Source organism: Candidatus Deferrimicrobiaceae bacterium, assembly GCA_035256765.1.
Lineage (GTDB): Bacteria > Desulfobacterota > Deferrimicrobia > Deferrimicrobiales > Deferrimicrobiaceae > CSP1-8.
Genome location: DATEXR010000301.1, coordinates 1 through 15,914 on the forward strand (window position 1 = coordinate 1; position 15,914 = coordinate 15,914).

At 62.1% G+C, this 15,914-nt stretch carries 13 protein-coding genes and 1 tRNA gene; all 14 read right to left on the reverse strand.

Annotated elements, in window-relative coordinates; translation table 11 throughout:
* Positions 1 to 160 precede the first annotated feature (160 nt).
* On the reverse strand, positions 161 to 2,242 hold the full coding sequence (gene fusA, locus VJ307_10495; GenBank protein HJX74568.1) for an elongation factor G: 2,082 nt from the start codon (positions 2,240 to 2,242) through the stop codon (positions 161 to 163).
* Positions 2,243 to 2,274: 32 nt separating this feature from the next.
* Positions 2,275 to 2,745, reverse strand: a complete 471-nt coding sequence (gene rpsG / locus VJ307_10500) for a 30S ribosomal protein S7 (protein HJX74569.1) — start codon at positions 2,743 to 2,745, stop codon at positions 2,275 to 2,277.
* Between the two features lie 161 nt (positions 2,746 to 2,906).
* Positions 2,907 to 3,278 carry a 30S ribosomal protein S12 gene (rpsL, locus tag VJ307_10505; GenBank protein HJX74570.1) on the reverse strand — a complete coding sequence of 124 codons (372 nt, stop codon included), beginning with the start codon at positions 3,276 to 3,278 and terminating at the stop codon, positions 2,907 to 2,909.
* 78 nt (positions 3,279 to 3,356) lie between these two features.
* Entirely contained in the window at positions 3,357 to 7,490 is a 4,134-nt protein-coding gene (rpoC, locus tag VJ307_10510) for a DNA-directed RNA polymerase subunit beta' (protein ID HJX74571.1), read from the reverse strand.
* A gap of 35 nt (positions 7,491 to 7,525) precedes the next feature.
* Positions 7,526 to 11,635, reverse strand: a complete 4,110-nt coding sequence (rpoB, locus tag VJ307_10515) for a DNA-directed RNA polymerase subunit beta (protein ID HJX74572.1) — start codon at positions 11,633 to 11,635, stop codon at positions 7,526 to 7,528.
* 521 nt (positions 11,636 to 12,156) lie between these two features.
* Entirely contained in the window at positions 12,157 to 12,531 is a 375-nt protein-coding gene (gene rplL / locus VJ307_10520; protein ID HJX74573.1) for a 50S ribosomal protein L7/L12, read from the reverse strand.
* Positions 12,532 to 12,559: 28 nt separating this feature from the next.
* Entirely contained in the window at positions 12,560 to 13,099 is a 540-nt protein-coding gene (rplJ, locus tag VJ307_10525) for a 50S ribosomal protein L10 (GenBank protein ID HJX74574.1), read from the reverse strand.
* 256 nt (positions 13,100 to 13,355) lie between these two features.
* Entirely contained in the window at positions 13,356 to 14,054 is a 699-nt protein-coding gene (gene rplA, locus VJ307_10530) for a 50S ribosomal protein L1 (GenBank protein ID HJX74575.1), read from the reverse strand.
* Positions 14,055 to 14,079: 25 nt separating this feature from the next.
* Positions 14,080 to 14,502, reverse strand: a complete 423-nt coding sequence (rplK, locus tag VJ307_10535) for a 50S ribosomal protein L11 (GenBank protein HJX74576.1) — start codon at positions 14,500 to 14,502, stop codon at positions 14,080 to 14,082.
* A gap of 21 nt (positions 14,503 to 14,523) precedes the next feature.
* Positions 14,524 to 15,051, reverse strand: a complete 528-nt coding sequence (gene nusG / locus VJ307_10540; protein HJX74577.1) for a transcription termination/antitermination protein NusG — start codon at positions 15,049 to 15,051, stop codon at positions 14,524 to 14,526.
* A 19-nt stretch (positions 15,052 to 15,070) separates the two neighbouring features.
* Entirely contained in the window at positions 15,071 to 15,355 is a 285-nt protein-coding gene (gene secE / locus VJ307_10545; protein HJX74578.1) for a preprotein translocase subunit SecE, read from the reverse strand.
* A gap of 32 nt (positions 15,356 to 15,387) precedes the next feature.
* A tRNA-Trp gene (locus VJ307_10550) sits at positions 15,388 to 15,464 on the reverse strand.
* A gap of 13 nt (positions 15,465 to 15,477) precedes the next feature.
* The gene (rpmG, locus tag VJ307_10555) at positions 15,478 to 15,627 is read right to left on the reverse strand and encodes a 50S ribosomal protein L33 (GenBank protein HJX74579.1); all 150 of its coding nucleotides are present in this window, start codon (positions 15,625 to 15,627) and stop codon (positions 15,478 to 15,480) included.
* A 34-nt stretch (positions 15,628 to 15,661) separates the two neighbouring features.
* Positions 15,662 to 15,914: hypothetical protein (locus VJ307_10560; protein ID HJX74580.1), on the reverse strand; the 253-nt coding region annotated here is incomplete at its 5' end.

Consider the following 15,914-nt stretch of genomic DNA (forward strand, 5'->3'; position numbering starts at 1 on the left):
AAACTGCGCCAGCCCGCGAGTCGCCAGCACCTTCGTGATCCCCGCGGTCAACGTCGTCTTGCCGTGATCCACGTGACCAATCGTACCGACGTTTACGTGAGGCTTCTTGCGCTCGAATTTCTGCTTGGCCATGTGCGTTCCTCCCTTTCGCGGGTTTTCGTCAGGCGCCCTTCACCTTCGCGACGACTTCCTCGCTTACGGAGATCGGGGCTGGCTCGTAATGGTCAAACTGCATGGTGTAGGTCGCTCTCCCCTGTGTCTTCGACCGCATATCGGTGGCGTACCCGAACATCTCGGAGAGGGGCACATGGGAGTCGATCACCTGGGTGTTTCCGCGCACATCGATCTTCTGGATCCGCCCGCGGCGGGCGCTCAGGTCCCCGATGACATCCCCCATGAACTCCTCCGGGGTCACCACCTCAACCGCCATCACCGGTTCCAGAAGGACGGGGTGCGCGATCTGGCACGCCGCCTTGAACGCCATGGAACCCGCGATCTTGAACGCCATCTCGGAAGAGTCCACATCGTGATAGGACCCGTCGAGGAGCGTGACGACCGTGTCGACCACGGGATACCCCGCCACGACACCCGTCTCCGCCGCTTCCCGCACGCCTTTTCCCACGGCGGGGATGTATTCCTTCGGGACGACTCCCCCCACGATCTTGTTGACGAATTCGAATCCCTTGCCCGCCTGGTTCGGCTCCACGGAGATCCAGACGTGACCGTACTGTCCCCTGCCCCCCGTCTGGCGGACATACCGCCCTTCGTGCTTCGCCGCTCGCGTGACCGTCTCCCGGTAAGCGACCTGGGGACGTCCCACGCTGGCCGCCACCTTGAACTCCCGCAACAGCCGGTCCACGATGATTTCCAGGTGCAGCTCCCCCATGCCGGAGATCAGCGTCTGTCCCGTCTCCTCGTCCACCTTGACCCGGAAGGAGGGGTCCTCGAGGGCAAGCTTCTGGAGGGACAGTCCCAGCTTCTCCTGGTCGGCTTTCGTCTTCGGCTCGATCGCGATGGAGATCACGGGGTCGGGGGCGGAGATGGACTCGAGGACGATTTCCTGGTCCGGGGCGCACAGGGTGTCTCCGGTAAACGCGTTTTTCAGGCCGACGCATGCCGCGATGTCCCCCGCGTAGACCGCCTTGATCTCCTCCCTCTTGTTCGCGTGCATCTTGAGGATGCGGCCGATCCGCTCCTTTCTCTGTCTCGTCGAGTTGTACACCTGATCGCCCGAGGAAAGGGTCCCGGAATAGACACGGAGGAAGGTGAGCTGCCCGACGAACGGATCCGTCATGATCTTGAAAGCGAGGGCGGAGAACGGCTCGTCGTCTCCGACCTTACGGACGGCGACCGACCCGTCCCGCGGGTCGATGCCTTCCATGGGAGGCACGTCGAGGGGGGAAGGAAGGTAATCCAGGATGGCGTCGAGAAAAGGCTGGATCCCCTTGTTCCGGAAAGCGGTTCCGCACAGCACGGGAACCATCCTCAGGCCGATGGTGGCCTCGCGGATCGCGGATTGCAGTTCGGCCACCTCGATCTCCTTGCCGGCCAGGTACTTCTCGAGCAGCGAGTCGTTGACGTCCGCCAGGGATTCCCGAAGCCGTTCCCTCGCGGAAGCGACGGCTTCCTCCATGTCGCCGGGAATGGGCTCGTGCCGGTATCTGGCCCCGAGAATGTCTTCATCCCATACGACGGCTTTCATCCGCACCAGGTCGATGATCCCCCGGAACCCCTCCTCCTTCCCGAACGGAAGCTGGATCGGGACGGGGTTCGACCCGAGACGTTCCCTCAACATGCGGATGACGCGATCGAAATCCGCCCCCGTGCGGTCCATCTTGTTGATCATGGCGAGGCGCGGAACGCGGTACTTGTCCGCCTGCCGCCAAACCGTTTCCGACTGGGGCTCCACCCCGCCCACGGCGCAGAACACCGCGACGCAGCCGTCGAGAACGCGGAGGGAACGCTCCACCTCGATGGTGAAGTCCACGTGCCCCGGCGTGTCGATGATGTTGATCCGGTGTTCCCTCCAGAAGCAGGTGGTGGCCGCGGAAGTGATCGTGATCCCCCGTTCCTGCTCCTGCTCCATCCAGTCCATGGTCGCGGTCCCCTCGTGCACCTCCCCCATCTTGTGGGAGACGCCCGTGTAGTACAGGACCCGCTCCGTGGTGGTGGTCTTCCCCGCGTCTATGTGGGCCATGATCCCGATGTTCCGGGTTTTTTCCAGTGGGGTGGTTCTTGCCACTTCTTCGTCTTCCTTTCCTGCATCCCCGCGGCTTACCAGCGGTAATGGGCGAAGGCCTTATTGGCCTCGGCCATCTTGTGGGTGTCTTCCTTCTTCTTGACGGTCAGACCGCGGTTGTTGAAGGCGTCCAGGATTTCCCCCGACAGGCGTTCGACCATCGTTTTCTCGGAACGCTCCTTCGCGAAGTTGATCATCCAACGGAGCGAGAGCGCGAGACGCCTCTCGGTGCGGATCTCCACCGGAACCTGGTAGGTCGCCCCGCCCACGCGGCGGGACTTGACCTCGAGGACGGGCTTGGTGTTTTCCACCGCCTTCTTGATCACGTTGACCGGATCTTCCTTCGTCTTCTCCTTGATGATCTCCATCGATCCGTAGACGATATTTTCCGCGACGGTTTTCTTTCCCTTCCGCATGACCCCGGTGATCATCCTCGCGACAAGAGCATCGCCATAGACCGGGTCCATCCCTACCACCCGCCTGGACACAAATCCTCGCCTGGGCATCAGGAACGCCTCCTCACCGTAAATGCCTCCTCGTTGAACAAACCGATAGCCCCCACCCACGGGAGCGCTTCCCGCGGAGCATGGCGGCTACCATTCCGTTTACCCCGTTCCGGCGGACCTGCCGGGAAAGGCCGGTACTGCCTCGTTCCGGTTAGGGAAAGCTATTTGGGTCGCTTTGCTCCGTACTTCGACCGCGACTTCCGTCTGTCCTGGACACCAACGGAATCCAGCTTTCCACGTATGATGTGATACCGCACTCCGGGGAGGTCCTTGACCCTGCCCCCCCGGATCAACACGACGGAGTGCTCCTGGAGGTTGTGCCCCTCGCCCGGGATATAGACAGTGACCTCGATCCCGTTCGTGAGCCGAACCCGGGCCACTTTTCGCAGCGCCGAATTGGGCTTCTTCGGGGTCGTGGTGTACACCCGGAGGCATACCCCCCGCTTCTGGGGACACCGTTCCAGCGCGGGCGAGTCGCTTCGGTCCACGACCGCCCTGCGCCCTTTCCGGACCAACTGGTTGATCGTGGGCATCTCCCCCCGCCTTCCTGCTCGTTCCGTCTATCCTGCTCGAAACAGAAGCAATTCTTATATCATTTCGCGGTTGTTGTGTCAACCGGTTTCTTCCTCTTCCTCCATCACCTCCTCCGGGGTCTCCTCCTTGATCTCGGAGGGAAGCGACGGATCCGCCTCCATGTCCAACATGCGGTAGAGCAGCCCCCCCGTACCGGCCGGGATAAGCCGCCCCATGATGACGTTTTCCTTCAATCCCGACAGGGAGTCGACCCGGCCGTGAACGGCCGCGTCCGTGAGAATCTTCGTGGTCTCCTGGAAGGAGGCCGCGGAGATCCAGGACTCCGTGGAGAGGGAAGCCTTGGTGATCCCCAGGAGCTGGGGATCAGCCTTGGCCGGAGTCCCCCCTTTCCCCTTATTCCGCTCGTTCTCCTCCTTGAACACCCACTTCTCCACGCTCTGCCCCACGAGGAAGTTCGTGTCCCCCGGATCGGAGATCTTCACCCTGCGAAGCATCTGCCGGACGATGACCTCGATGTGCTTGTCGTTGATCCGGACGCCCTGGAGCCGGTAGACTTCCTGGATCTCGTCCACGAGAAAGCGGGCGAGCTCCTTGTCTCCCTGTACCCGCAGGATGTCGTGCGGATTGGGAGACCCGTCCATGAGGGACTCCCCGGCCCGGATCCTCTCTCCGTCGTGCACGGTGATGTGCTTCCCGCGGGGGATGGTGTATTCCCGGGCCTCCCCGATGTCCGGCACGACCTGGATCTTCCGCTTCCCCTTGAAGTCCTTGCCGAGCCGCACCACCCCGTCGATTTCGGAGATGACGGCGAACTCCTTGGGCTTCCTCGCCTCGAAGAGCTCCGCCACGCGGGGCAGACCGCCGGTGATGTCTTTCGTTTTCGTGGTCTCCCGCGGGATCTTCGCGATGATGTCGCCGGCCACCAGATTCTGCCCTTCCTCGACGAAAATGTTCGACCCGATGGGCAGGAGGTACCGGGCATCGCTCGAGGAGCCGGGAAGCTTGAGCGTACGGTTCTTTTCGTCCTTGATCGAAATCCGCGGACGGGCGTCCGGGTCCCTCGACTCGATGATCACCCGCGTGGACCGTCCGGTGACCTCGTCGAGCTGCTCGCGCATCGTGATCCCCTCGATGATGTCCCCGAACTTGATGATTCCCGTAACTTCCGTGAGAATCGGGATGTTGTAGGGATCCCACTCGGCGAGCCGCTGCCCCTCCTTCACCTTCTCCCCGCTCTTCACCAGCAGGGAAGCCCCGTAGGTGATGGGATACTTCTCCCGCTCCCGGTTGTTCTCGTCCAGAACGATCAGGAAGCCGTTCCGGTTCATGGCGACGTTCTTCCCATCCCGGTTTTTCATCACGGTCAGGCCCTGGAACTTGATCTTTCCCGGGTTTTTCGCCTGGGTGTAGCTCTGTTCGACGAACCGGGAGGCCGTGCCGCCGATGTGGAACGTCCGCATCGTGAGCTGGGTCCCGGGCTCCCCGATCGATTGCGCCGCGATGATGCCGATCGCCTCCCCGATGGTCACCATCTTCCCGCGTGCCAGGTCCCGTCCGTAACAGAGCGCGCATACTCCCCGCTTGCTCTCGCAGGTCAGGGCGGAGCGGATCTTGACTTCGTCCATCCCCGACATCTCGATCTGTCGGGCCACATCCTCCGTTACCTCCTCGTTGGCGGAGACGAGGAGGTTCTCGTCCCCGTCGTACAGGTCCTCGAGCGCCACCCTTCCGAGGATGCGGTCGGACAACCGGTCGATGATTTCCCCGCCTTCCACGAGGGCGCGGACGGGGATCCCGTCGAGCGTCTGACAGTCGTCCTCGATGATGATGCAGTCCTGGGCCACGTCCACCAGCCTCCGGGTGAGATACCCGGAGTTCGCCGTCTTGAGGGCGGTGTCGGCGAGACCTTTCCTGGCTCCGTGGGTGGAGATGAAGTACTGCCCGACCGACAGCCCCTCACGGAAGTTCGAGGTGATCGGCGTCTCGATGATCTCCCCCGAAGGCTTGGCCATCAGTCCCCGCATCCCGGCGAGCTGGCGCATCTGCTTGTCGGATCCCCGAGCTCCCGAGTCCGCCATCATATAGATGGGGTTGAAGCTCGGGACTTTCCGTTCCTTTCCGTCGCGCGTCTTGATCGTCTCCGTTCCCATCTCGCGAAGCATTTCCGACGCGATCTGCTCGGTGGCCGCGGACCAGATGTCGACCACCTTGTTGTACCGCTCGCCGTTGGTGATGAGTCCTCCCTGGTGCTCCTCCACCACGGCCTCCACCTCGGAGGTCGCTTTTTCCAGAAGCGCTTTCTTGTTGCTCGGGATCTTCATGTCGTTCATGCAGATCGAGATTCCCGACAGGGTGGCGTAGGAGTAGCCGAGCGTCTTGAGTTGGTCGGACAGGATGACGGTCGCCTTCTGCCCGCACACGCGGTACGTAACATCGATGAGCTCGGCGAGGTCCTTCTTTTTCATCACCCGGTTGACCTGGTCGAAGGGCACCTCGGGGGGCACCACTTCGTAGAGGAGGACCCGGCCCGTCGTGGATTCCAGGATTTTTCCGTTTACGCGGACCTGGATCTTGGTCTGCACCTTGATCTCTCCCGCGTCGAAGGCGATGCGCACCTCGTCCAGGCTGGAGAACCGCCTCCCCTCCCCCTTGAGCCCCTCGCGCGGGCGCGTGAGGTAGTAGATCCCGAGGACGATGTCCTGCGTGGGGCTGATCACGGGCTTGCCGTGCGCGGGCGAGAGGATGTTGTTCGTGGACATCATGAGCACTCTCGCCTCCATCTGGGCTTCGATGGAGAGAGGGACGTGGACCGCCATCTGGTCGCCGTCGAAGTCCGCGTTGAAGGCGGTGCACACGAGGGGATGCAGCTGGATCGCCTTTCCCTCGATCAATACCGGTTCGAACGCCTGGATCCCCAGCCGGTGAAGCGTCGGAGCGCGGTTGAGCATCACCGGGAGCTGCCGAATGACCTCGTCCAGCGCGTCCCAGACCTCGCGCTTCTCCTTCTCTACCATCTTCTTGGCCGCCTTGATGGTGGTCGCGTAGCCGCCTTCCTCGAGCTTGTTGAAGATGAACGGCTTGAACAGCTCGAGGGCCATCTTCTTGGGCAGGCCGCACTGGTGCAATTTGAGCTCCGGCCCGACGACGATCACCGAGCGGCCGGAGTAATCGACCCGTTTTCCGAGCAGGTTCTGGCGGAAACGTCCTCCCTTCCCCTTCAGCATGTCGGAGAGGGATTTGAGAGGCCGCTTGTTGGACCCGGTGATGAGCTTCCCTCGCCGTCCGTTGTCGAACAGGGCATCCACGGATTCCTGCAGCATCCGCTTCTCGTTCCGGATGATGATCTCCGGCGCGGAAAGATCGAGCAGCCGTTTCAGACGGTTGTTCCGGTTGATCACACGACGGTACAGGTCGTTCAGGTCCGATGTGGCGAACCGTCCGCCGTCCAGGGGGACCAGGGGACGAAGGTCCGGCGGAAGCACGGGAATGACGCCCATGACCATCCATTCCGGACGCTGTCCGCTGTCCCGGAACGCCTCCACGATGCGCAGGCGCTTCGAGATCTTCTTCTTCTTGGCCTCCGAGGCGGTCTCCCCCATATCCCGGCGGAGCTCCTCGGAGAGCTTGTCCAGGTTCAACTCCGCCAGCAGGGTCAGGATCGCCTCCGCGCCCAGTCCCGCATTGAAGGCGTCACCGAACTCCTCCCTCTTCTCCCGGTATTTCGCCTCCGAGAGCACCTCGAGCTTCTCCAGATCCGTCTTTCCGGGGTCGATGACGATGAACTTCTCGAAGTAGATGACCGCCTCGATCTCCTTCATCGGCATGTCGAGGATGGTGGCGATGCGGCTGGGCAGGCTCTTCAGGAACCAGATGTGGGCGACGGGGGAGGCAAGCTCGATATGCCCCATCCTCTCCCTTCGCACCTTGGACTGGATCACCTCGACCCCGCATTTCTCGCAGACGATCCCCCGGTGTTTCATCCGCTTGTACTTGCCGCAGTTGCACTCGTAGTCCTTGATCGGACCGAAGATCTTCGCGCAGAACAGACCGTCCCGTTCCGGTTTGAACGTCCGGTAGTTGAGAGTTTCCGGTTTCTTCACTTCGCCGTGGGACCACTTGCGGATCTGGTCCGGCGCGGCGATGGAAATGCGGATCCCCGAGAAGAACAACGGGTCCTTCGGCTTCTCGAATCTTGTGAAAAGGTCTTCCAATGGGTGCCTCCCCGATCGTTCCCGGACTGCGTTCGCTACTTGGCTTCCTCGCTGATCAGCTCGACATCGAGGCCGAGCGCCTGCAATTCCTTGATGAGGACGTTGAACGACTCCGGCAGCCCGGGCTCGAGGGAGAAGTTGCCCTTCACGATCGCCTCGTACATCCGGGCCCTTCCGGGGACGTCGTCCGACTTCACCGTCAGAAATTCCTGGAGCGTATACGCGGCTCCGTACGCCTCCAGCGCCCATACCTCCATCTCCCCGAGCCGTTGCCCTCCGAACTGCGCTTTTCCTCCGAGGGGCTGCTGGGTCACCAGCGAATACGGCCCTGTGGACCGGGCGTGGATCTTGTCGTCCACGAGGTGGTGCAGCTTCATCATGTACATCGAGCCGACGGTCACCTGCTGGTGGAACAGTTCCCCGGTCATGCCGTCGTAGAGAGAAGTCTGTCCGGTCTCCGGCAGGCCCGCCATGCCCAGATACCGCCGGATCTCTTCCTCGTTCGCGCCGCTGAAGACCGGGGACGCCATGAACACTCCTCCGGACAAGAGTGCGGCGACCTTCCGGACCTCCTCGTCGTCGAGGCTTTCGAGGTGTTCCTCGAACCGTTTCGAATCGTAGATCTTCCGGAGCCAATCCTTCACGGCCCGGGGACTGAACTCGTTCTCGACCAGCTGCCGGACCTTCTCCCCCAGCTCCCGCGAGGCCCACCCGAGGTGGGTCTCCATGATCTGCCCGACGTTCATCCGGGACGGAACACCGAGAGGGTTGAGGACGATGTCGACGGGCGTCCCGTCGGAAAGATACGGCATGTCCTCTTCCGGGACGATCCGGGAGATCACCCCCTTGTTCCCGTGCCGGCCCGCCATCTTGTCGCCCACCGACAGCTTGCGCTTCATGGCGATGTAGACTTTCACCATCTTGAGGACGCCCGGGGGCAACTCGTCCCCCTTCCGCATCCGCCCGATCTTCTCCTCGAAGACCGCCTTGACCAGGCTCACCTGGTCCTGGGCGACCTGGGAGATGTCCGTCAGGCGCTCCTGGGAGGTCGGATCCTCCTCGAACGCGATCTGCGCCCACAGGTCTTTCGGAATCTCATCGAGAACGTCCTCGGTGAGCTTTTTCTTCCTGTTCAGGATCACCTCGGACCGGTCCCCGCCGGTCAGGCGGACGGCAGAGGTCTTGTTGAGAAGGAGGTTTCGCATCTTCCCGTAGGCGGTCTCCATGATGATCCGGATTTCGTCGTCCTGGTCGCGCAGGAGCCTTTCCGTCTCCTTCTCTTCATAGGCCTGCGAGCGGTCGTCCTTCTCCCCGCCCTTCCGGGTGAACACCTTCGAGTCGATGACGATCCCCTCGATCCCCGGCGGCACGCGGAGCGAGGAGTCCTTCACGTCCCCGGCCTTGTCTCCGAAGATCGCCCGGAGCAGTTTCTCCTCGGGGGAAAGCTGCGTCTCGCCCTTGGGCGTGACCTTCCCCACGAGGATGTCCATGGGCTTCACGCGCGCCCCGATCCGCACGATCCCGCTCTCGTCGAGGTCCTTCAGGGACTCCTCGCTGATGTTCGGGATGTCGGCGGTGATCTCCTCCTTCCCGAGTTTCGTCTCCCGCGCCACGCACTCGAACTCCTCGATGTGGATCGAGGTGAAGATGTCCTCCTTGACGATCGTTTCGGAAATGAGGATGGAGTCCTCGAAGTTGTACCCCCGCCACGGCATGAAGGCCACGAGTACGTTCCTCCCGAGGGAGAGCTCGCCCACGGAGGTGGCAGGGCCGTCCGCGATCACTTCCTCCGTCTTCACCTTCTGGCCGAGGGTGACGATCGGCTTCTGGTTGACGCAGGTGTTCTGGTTGGAACGCCGGAACTTGACGAGATTGTAGATGTCGGCGCCGTACCGGCCGCTCGCATCCGGCTCGTCCGGCCGGATGACGATCCGGCGGGCGTCCACGGACTCCACCTTTCCCCCGCGCACCGCCTCGACCGCCGCACCCGAGTCGCGCGCGACCACGGACTCCATCCCCGTGCCCACAAGGGGGGGCTCCGTTCGCAGGAGCGGTACCGCCTGCCGCTGCATGTTGGAGCCCATAAGCGCGCGGTTCGCATCGTCGTGCTCGAGGAACGGGATGAGCGACGCGGCGACGGAAACCAGCTGGTTCGGGGATACGTCCATGAGGGTGACCTCCGAGGAACGCACCATCGCGAACTCGCCCTCTTTCCGGGCGATCACGACCTCCCGCTCAAACCTGCCGTCCCCGTCAATGGGGGCGTTCGCCTGCGCGATGACGTGTTTTTCCTCGTCCATCGCGGAGAGGGAGACGATCTCGCTCGTCACGCGCGAGTCGCGCACCGCCCGGTACGGGGTCTCGATGAACCCGAACTCGTTGATCCGCGCGAACGTCGACAGGGACGCAATCAGCCCGATGTTCGGCCCCTCGGGGGTCTCGATGGGGCAAATGCGCCCGTAGTGCGTCGGGTGGACGTCCCGAACCTCGAATCCGGCCCGCTCCCGCGTCAGACCGCCCGGGCCCAGGGCCGACACGCGACGCTTGTGCGTGACTTCGGACAGGGGATTGGTCTGGTCCATGAACTGGGACAGCTGCGACGATCCGAAAAACTCCTTGACGACCGCGGAAACGGGTTTCGCGTTGATCAGGTCGTGCGGCATCAGGGTCTCGATGTCCTGGAGGCTCATCTTCTCCCGGATCGCCCGCTCCACGCGCACCAGCCCCATCCGGAACTGGTTTTCGATCAACTCTCCCACGGTGCGGACTCGCCGGTTTCCGAGGTTGTCGATGTCGTCCGCCTCGCCGATCCCGTTCTTCAGATGGATGAGATACCGGATCACCCGGAGGATGTCCTCGTACCGCAAAACGGTCGAGTCCAGGTCGTTGTCGGCAATCCCGAGCTTGTGGTTCATCTTGAGCCTGCCCACTTTCGACAGGCTGTACCGCTCCGGGTTGAAGAACAGGTTCTCGAACAGGGAAACCGCGGCGTCCTTCGTGGGGGGGTCCCCCGGACGCATCTTCTTGTAGATCTCCTTCAGGGCTTCGTCCCGCTCCTTGATCTTGTCGGTCATCAGCCCTTCCCAGATCGCCCGGTCCGCGTTCTCGAGGGAGAAGACCGAAAAGGAGGTGATCCCCTTCTCCCGGATGAGGGCGAGGGTTTCCTCCGTGACCTTCTGGCCGCACTCGAGGATGACCTCCCCGGTTTCCGCGTTCCCGATGTCGGTGACGCTCACCTTCTGGAGGAGATCGTCGAGGGGAAGCGCGATTTTCCCGAACGGGACGTCGGCGAACCGTTCCGCCCGCTTCTTCGAAACCTTGATCCCCTTCTTGAACGCGACCTCGTTCGTTTTGGGATGCCGGATCTCCACGGGCATCTTGAGCCCGACCATGAGTTCGGGGCGGAACACCTTGGTATAACGGTCCCCTTCGATCGTCACCTCCTCGACTTCGTAGAAACGCCGCAGGAGTTCCTCGGTGGACATCCCGATCGCCCGCAAGAGAACGGCGATGGGGAATTTCCGCTTCCGGTCGATCTTCACGTACAGCATGTCCTTGTGGTCGAACTCGAAGTCCAGCCACGAACCCCGGTACGGGATGATCCGCGCGGAAAAGAGGACCTTGCCGGAGGCGTGGGACCGGCCCTTGTCGTGCTCGAAGAAGACGCCCGGCGAGCGATGAAGCTGGCTCACGATGACCCGTTCCGTCCCGTTGATGATGAAGGTCGCACGGGCCGTCATCAGGGGGATCTCGCCGAAGAACACCTCCTGCTCCTTGACGTCCCGGATGGTGCGGGCCGCGGTCGTCTCGTCCACGTCGAAGATGACGAGCTGGACGGTCACCTTGATCGGAGATGCGTAATTCATGCCTCTCTCGCGGCACTCCTCCTCGTTCCACTTCGGCTGGCCGATGGCGTAGGAAACGAACTCCAGCGTGGCCCGGCCGTTGTAGTCCGTGATGGGAAAGATGCTCTTGAAGACGGCCCGCAGGCCGATCTCCTTCCGTTTCTCGGGAGGAACGTCTGCCTGCAGGAAGTCGTCGTACGATTGCTGCTGGGCCTTGATGAGGTTCGGGATTTCGATGACTTTTCCGATCTTGGAAAAGTCGACTCTCTTGATCAGATTCCGGTAGTCCAGATACATCATCTTCTCACCCCGGGGGTACTGGCTAAGTGGTTCATTTCATAAATTCGGCTACGGGGAACCCAACGACCGGGGACCCTGGCTCGCCGGCCTCCAGAGATCCATTCCCTCAGATCCCGGCATTCGAGGGCCGCTGCATCCGCTCCAGCTTCGTTGCCCGCCCTCACCGTACCGCGGCGGGTACGTCTCGGTCGGGCGCCTCGCCGGGCGCGGCGCATCGACCCTCTCGGTGCACGGCCTCTTCGGCAACGGATCTCTAGAGACCGGGGGGACTTAGGCGTAGCTCGCGACCTTCGCCCGCTCGCTGCCGTTCCGCTCGCCGCGATTTCTTCCTTCGGGGGGACACTCCTTTTTCATTCGCCGATCAAATCAGGAGTGTCCCCGCCGCCTCGTGGAACCCCCCGCCTCGCCCCGGGTCCCCGTCTGCCGACTGTGGGGCTTCGGCGGCGGTCATCGGCCCCGCTGCGCCTCCTGGCACCGGGAGGGCAAACGCCCCCCCCGGGTGGCCTCCCGCCGGACATGTCCTATTTGATGTCCGCCTTGCCCCCCGCCTCTTCGATCTTCTTTTTCAGAGCCTCGGCTTCCTTCTTTTCGATTCCTTCCTTGATCGGTTTCGGGATTCCCTCGACGAGGTCCTTCGCCTCCTTCAGGCCAAGCCCCGTGACCTCGCGGACCACCTTGATCACCTGGATCTTCTTGTCCGCGTAGTCGGTCAGGATCACGTCGAACTCCGTTTTCTCCTCGGCCGCGGGGGCCGCCGCACCGGGAGCGGCTGCGGCCATCATCATCGCGGGAGCGGCGGCCGTTACGCCGAACCGCTCTTCGAGAGCCTTCACGTAGTCGTGGAGCTCGAGGACCGAGAGTCCCTCCACCATCTTCACGAATTCTTCTTTCGTCATCGTTCCCATATCCTTATCCTCCTGTTTATCAAGCACATACCTGTTTGGATTTCAAGTCATGGATGGATTGAAGCGCATACACCATCTTTCTCTGCGGACCGGAGAGCGCCTGCGCCAGCCTGGTGACGGGCGATGCCAGCCCGGCGACCAGCCGGGAAAGAAGCACCTCCCTCTTGGGTACGTCCGCCAGCGCCTCGACCTCCTTTGCCGAAAAGACCTTCCCTTCGAAATACCCCGCTTTCAGGCGGACTTTCGGGTTCCCGGCCGCAAACTCCCGCATCGCCTTCGCCAGCATCACGGGGTCGTTCCCCGTAAAGCCGATGGCGGTCGGCCCGGTGAAGAACTCCTCGAGCAGGGAAAATCCGGTATCCTTCGCCGCCCTGCGGATCAGGGTGTTTTTCACGACCTTGAATTCCGCATCGATCTCCCGCAGCTTTTTCCTGAGGCGCGTGATTTCGGCCACGGTGAGGCCCCGGTACTCCGCGAGCACGGAACCCTTCTGGCCGGCGATGATTCCCCGCATCGCCTCGACGGTATCCGCCTTGCTCCTCTTTTTCACCTCGCTCATGCCCCCTTCCCTTGGTGGAGTGAATACCCGTGCGAAACTCCTGTCAAAGCACGAGGGCGGAGCGGCGGTGTTCCCGTCTTGTTCTCCATGGCCTTTCGTCCCTCTTGTCTGCGCGGGCCGGGCGGAGAGCCCCCTTGGTCGCCGGAAGGCGAACCCGCGGTCTTTGACAAAAGAAGTTTCCTCATTGTGGGACACTCTATCCCGGGGACACTCCTGATTCTTTCGTCGAGAAAAAAAGGAGTGTCCCCCCGTTACGCTATTCCGTCTGGAGCACGCTCACGTTGAGTTTGACCCCGATTCCCATCGTCGAGGAAAGGGCGATGGAGCGAACGTACGTCCCCTTGGCGGCGGACGGCTTCGCCTTCATGATCGCCTCGTAGAACGCGAGAAAGTTCTCCCGGATCTTGTCCCTTCCGAAACTGATCTTCCCGATCCCGGAATGAAGCGTCCCGGTCTTGTCCACCTTGAACTCGACCTTACCCCCCTTGAGGTCGCGGACGGCCTTCCCGACGTCGAACGTGACCGTTCCGACCTTCGGGTTCGGCATCAACCCTCTCGGTCCCAGGATCTTTCCGATCTTCCCGACGGCCCCCATCATGTCGGGGGTCGCAACGGCCTTGTCGAACTCGAGCCATCCCCCCTGGATCTTCGCGACGAGATCGTCGGATCCCACGACGTCGGCTCCCGCCTCCTGGGCCTCCTTCTCCTTCTCGCCCTTGGCGAACACCACGATTCGGATCTTTTTCCCCGTTCCGTTCGGAAGGACGACGGAGCCCCGTACCTGCTGGTCCGGATACTTCGGGTCCACGCCCAGGCGCATCGCCACTTCCACCGTCTCGTCGAACTTGGCGTACGCCGTGCCTTTCAGCAGGTCGAGCGCCTCGTCGAGAGAGTACTTTGCCTCCCTGTTCACCTTCTTCCGTGATTCCAGGTACTTTTTGCCGTGCTTCGGCATTTCTCTCTCCCTTCTGTCCCAGGGTTCAGACGACTTCCAGCCCCATGCTCCGGGCCGTTCCCTCGATGGTCTTGATCGCGGCGGCCAGATCCTTGACGTCCAGATCGACCATCTTGAGTTTCGCGATCTCCTCGACCTTGGCGCGGGGGATCGTCCCGCAATTCTCCCGTTTGGCCGTCTTGCTCCCTTTTTCTATCCCTGCCGCCTTCAGGAGGAGGATCGACGCGGGAGGGGTCTTCGTGATGAAGGTGAACGACCGGTCCGCGAAGACGGTGATGACCACCGGGATGATCATCCCCTCCTGGGAGGCCGTCTTCGCGTTGAAGGTCTTGCAGAACTCCATGATGTTGACCCCGTGCTGCCCGAGGGCGGGCCCCACCGGAGGGGAAGGATTCGCCTTTCCCGCCGGGATCTGGAGCTTGATCTGCGTGATGATTTTCTTCGCCATGACGTTTCTCCCCCCGCCCGGTCAGCTTTTTTCGACCTGGGTGAAATCGAGCTCTACGGGCGTTGCCCGCCCGAAGATGGAGACCAGAACGACCACTTTCCCCTTGTCCGGCTTGATGCTGTCCACGATCCCGTTGAAATTCGAGAACGGTCCGTCGGTGACGCGCACGTTCTCGCCTTCGGTGAAGGTCACCTTCGGCTTCGGCTTGAGGCGACCCTCCGCCATCTGGGACTTGATCTCCTCGACCTCCGATTCGGGGATGGGGGCCGGGTTCTTCCCCCCGACGAACCCCGTCACCTTGGGAGTGTGCCGGACCAGATGCCAGGTCTTCTCGTCGAGTTCCATCTGGACCAGGAGATATCCCGGAAAGAAGCTGCGCGTGCCCGTGCGCTTTTTCCCTTTTTTCATCTCCACCACGGTCTCGGAGGGGATGAGAACGTCCCCGAACCGTTCCTGGACCCCTTCCGCCTCGATCCGGTTCTGGAGCGATTCCTTCACTTTTTTCTCATACCCCGAATAGGTATGAACCACGTACCACTGTCGCGCCATTGAGCCCTCTTAGGGGGAGTTAGAAGTTCAGGACGGAATATACGATCCTGCCCAGAGCGTAATCGACCAGTCCCAGAAAAAGGACGATGACGAGGACGGTGACGATCACCACGGCGGTCGAGGAAACCGTTTCCTTGCGCCCCGGCCAGGTCACCTTCTTCATCTCGGTCTTGAATTCCCGGTAAAACCCGGTGATTTTCTGCGGCAGCCCTACGCCTTCCTGCCGCCTCGGCTTCGTTTCCTCCGTCGCCGTGCGGGTGCCCGGAAGCCGTTCGAACAACCTGTCCTTGAATGATCTCGCCATGAAGAGCGCGTCTCCCGTCGATAAGGCAAGGATGGCAGGCCAGGAGGGATTCGAACCCCCATCACCCGGATTTGGAGTCCGGTGCTCTAACCGTTAGAGCTACTGGCCTTCCCCCATACCGTCTATTTGGTCTCCTTGTGCGGCGTGTGCTTCCTGCACGAGGGGCAGAACTTCTTCAGCTCGAGCTTCTCGGTCATCGTCTTCTTGTTCCGGGTGGTCGTGTAATTCCTGTTCTTGCACTCGGAACAGGCCAACGTGATGATGTCTCTCATTGCTCTCCCCGATTCCCTTCCGGGAAAACTCCCTTTATTCCAGGATCTCCGCGACGACTCCGGCGCCCACGGTGCGGCCGCCCTCCCGGATCGCGAACCGAAGCTCCTTCTCCATGGCCACCGGAGCGATCAACTCCACCGTCAGTCCCACGTTGTCCCCCGGCATCACCATCTCCACGCCCTCCGGAAGCGTCGCCACCCCCGTCACGTCCGTCGTCCGGAAGTAAAACTGCGGACGGTACCCGTTGAAAAACGGAGTGTGACGGCCCCCCTCTTCCTTCGTCAGA

Excerpts from the sequence above, each read along its gene's own strand:
- rplJ (HJX74574.1), bottom strand. The coding sequence starts at position 13,099 with ATGAGCGAGGTGAAAAAGAGGAGCAAGGCGGATACCGTCGAGGCGATG.
- rpmG (HJX74579.1), bottom strand. The coding sequence starts at position 15,627 with ATGAGAGACATCATCACGTTGGCCTGTTCCGAGTGCAAGAACAGGAAT.
- rpsG (HJX74569.1), bottom strand. The coding sequence starts at position 2,745 with ATGCCCAGGCGAGGATTTGTGTCCAGGCGGGTGGTAGGGATGGACCCG.
- nusG (HJX74577.1), bottom strand. The coding sequence starts at position 15,051 with ATGGCGCGACAGTGGTACGTGGTTCATACCTATTCGGGGTATGAGAAA.
- rplK (HJX74576.1), bottom strand. The coding sequence starts at position 14,502 with ATGGCGAAGAAAATCATCACGCAGATCAAGCTCCAGATCCCGGCGGGA.
- rpoB (HJX74572.1), bottom strand. The coding sequence starts at position 11,635 with ATGATGTATCTGGACTACCGGAATCTGATCAAGAGAGTCGACTTTTCC.
- secE (HJX74578.1), bottom strand. The coding sequence starts at position 15,355 with ATGGCGAGATCATTCAAGGACAGGTTGTTCGAACGGCTTCCGGGCACC.
- rplA (HJX74575.1), bottom strand. The coding sequence starts at position 14,054 with ATGCCGAAGCACGGCAAAAAGTACCTGGAATCACGGAAGAAGGTGAAC.
- rpsL (HJX74570.1), bottom strand. The coding sequence starts at position 3,278 with ATGCCCACGATCAACCAGTTGGTCCGGAAAGGGCGCAGGGCGGTCGTG.
- rplL (HJX74573.1), bottom strand. The coding sequence starts at position 12,531 with ATGACGAAAGAAGAATTCGTGAAGATGGTGGAGGGACTCTCGGTCCTC.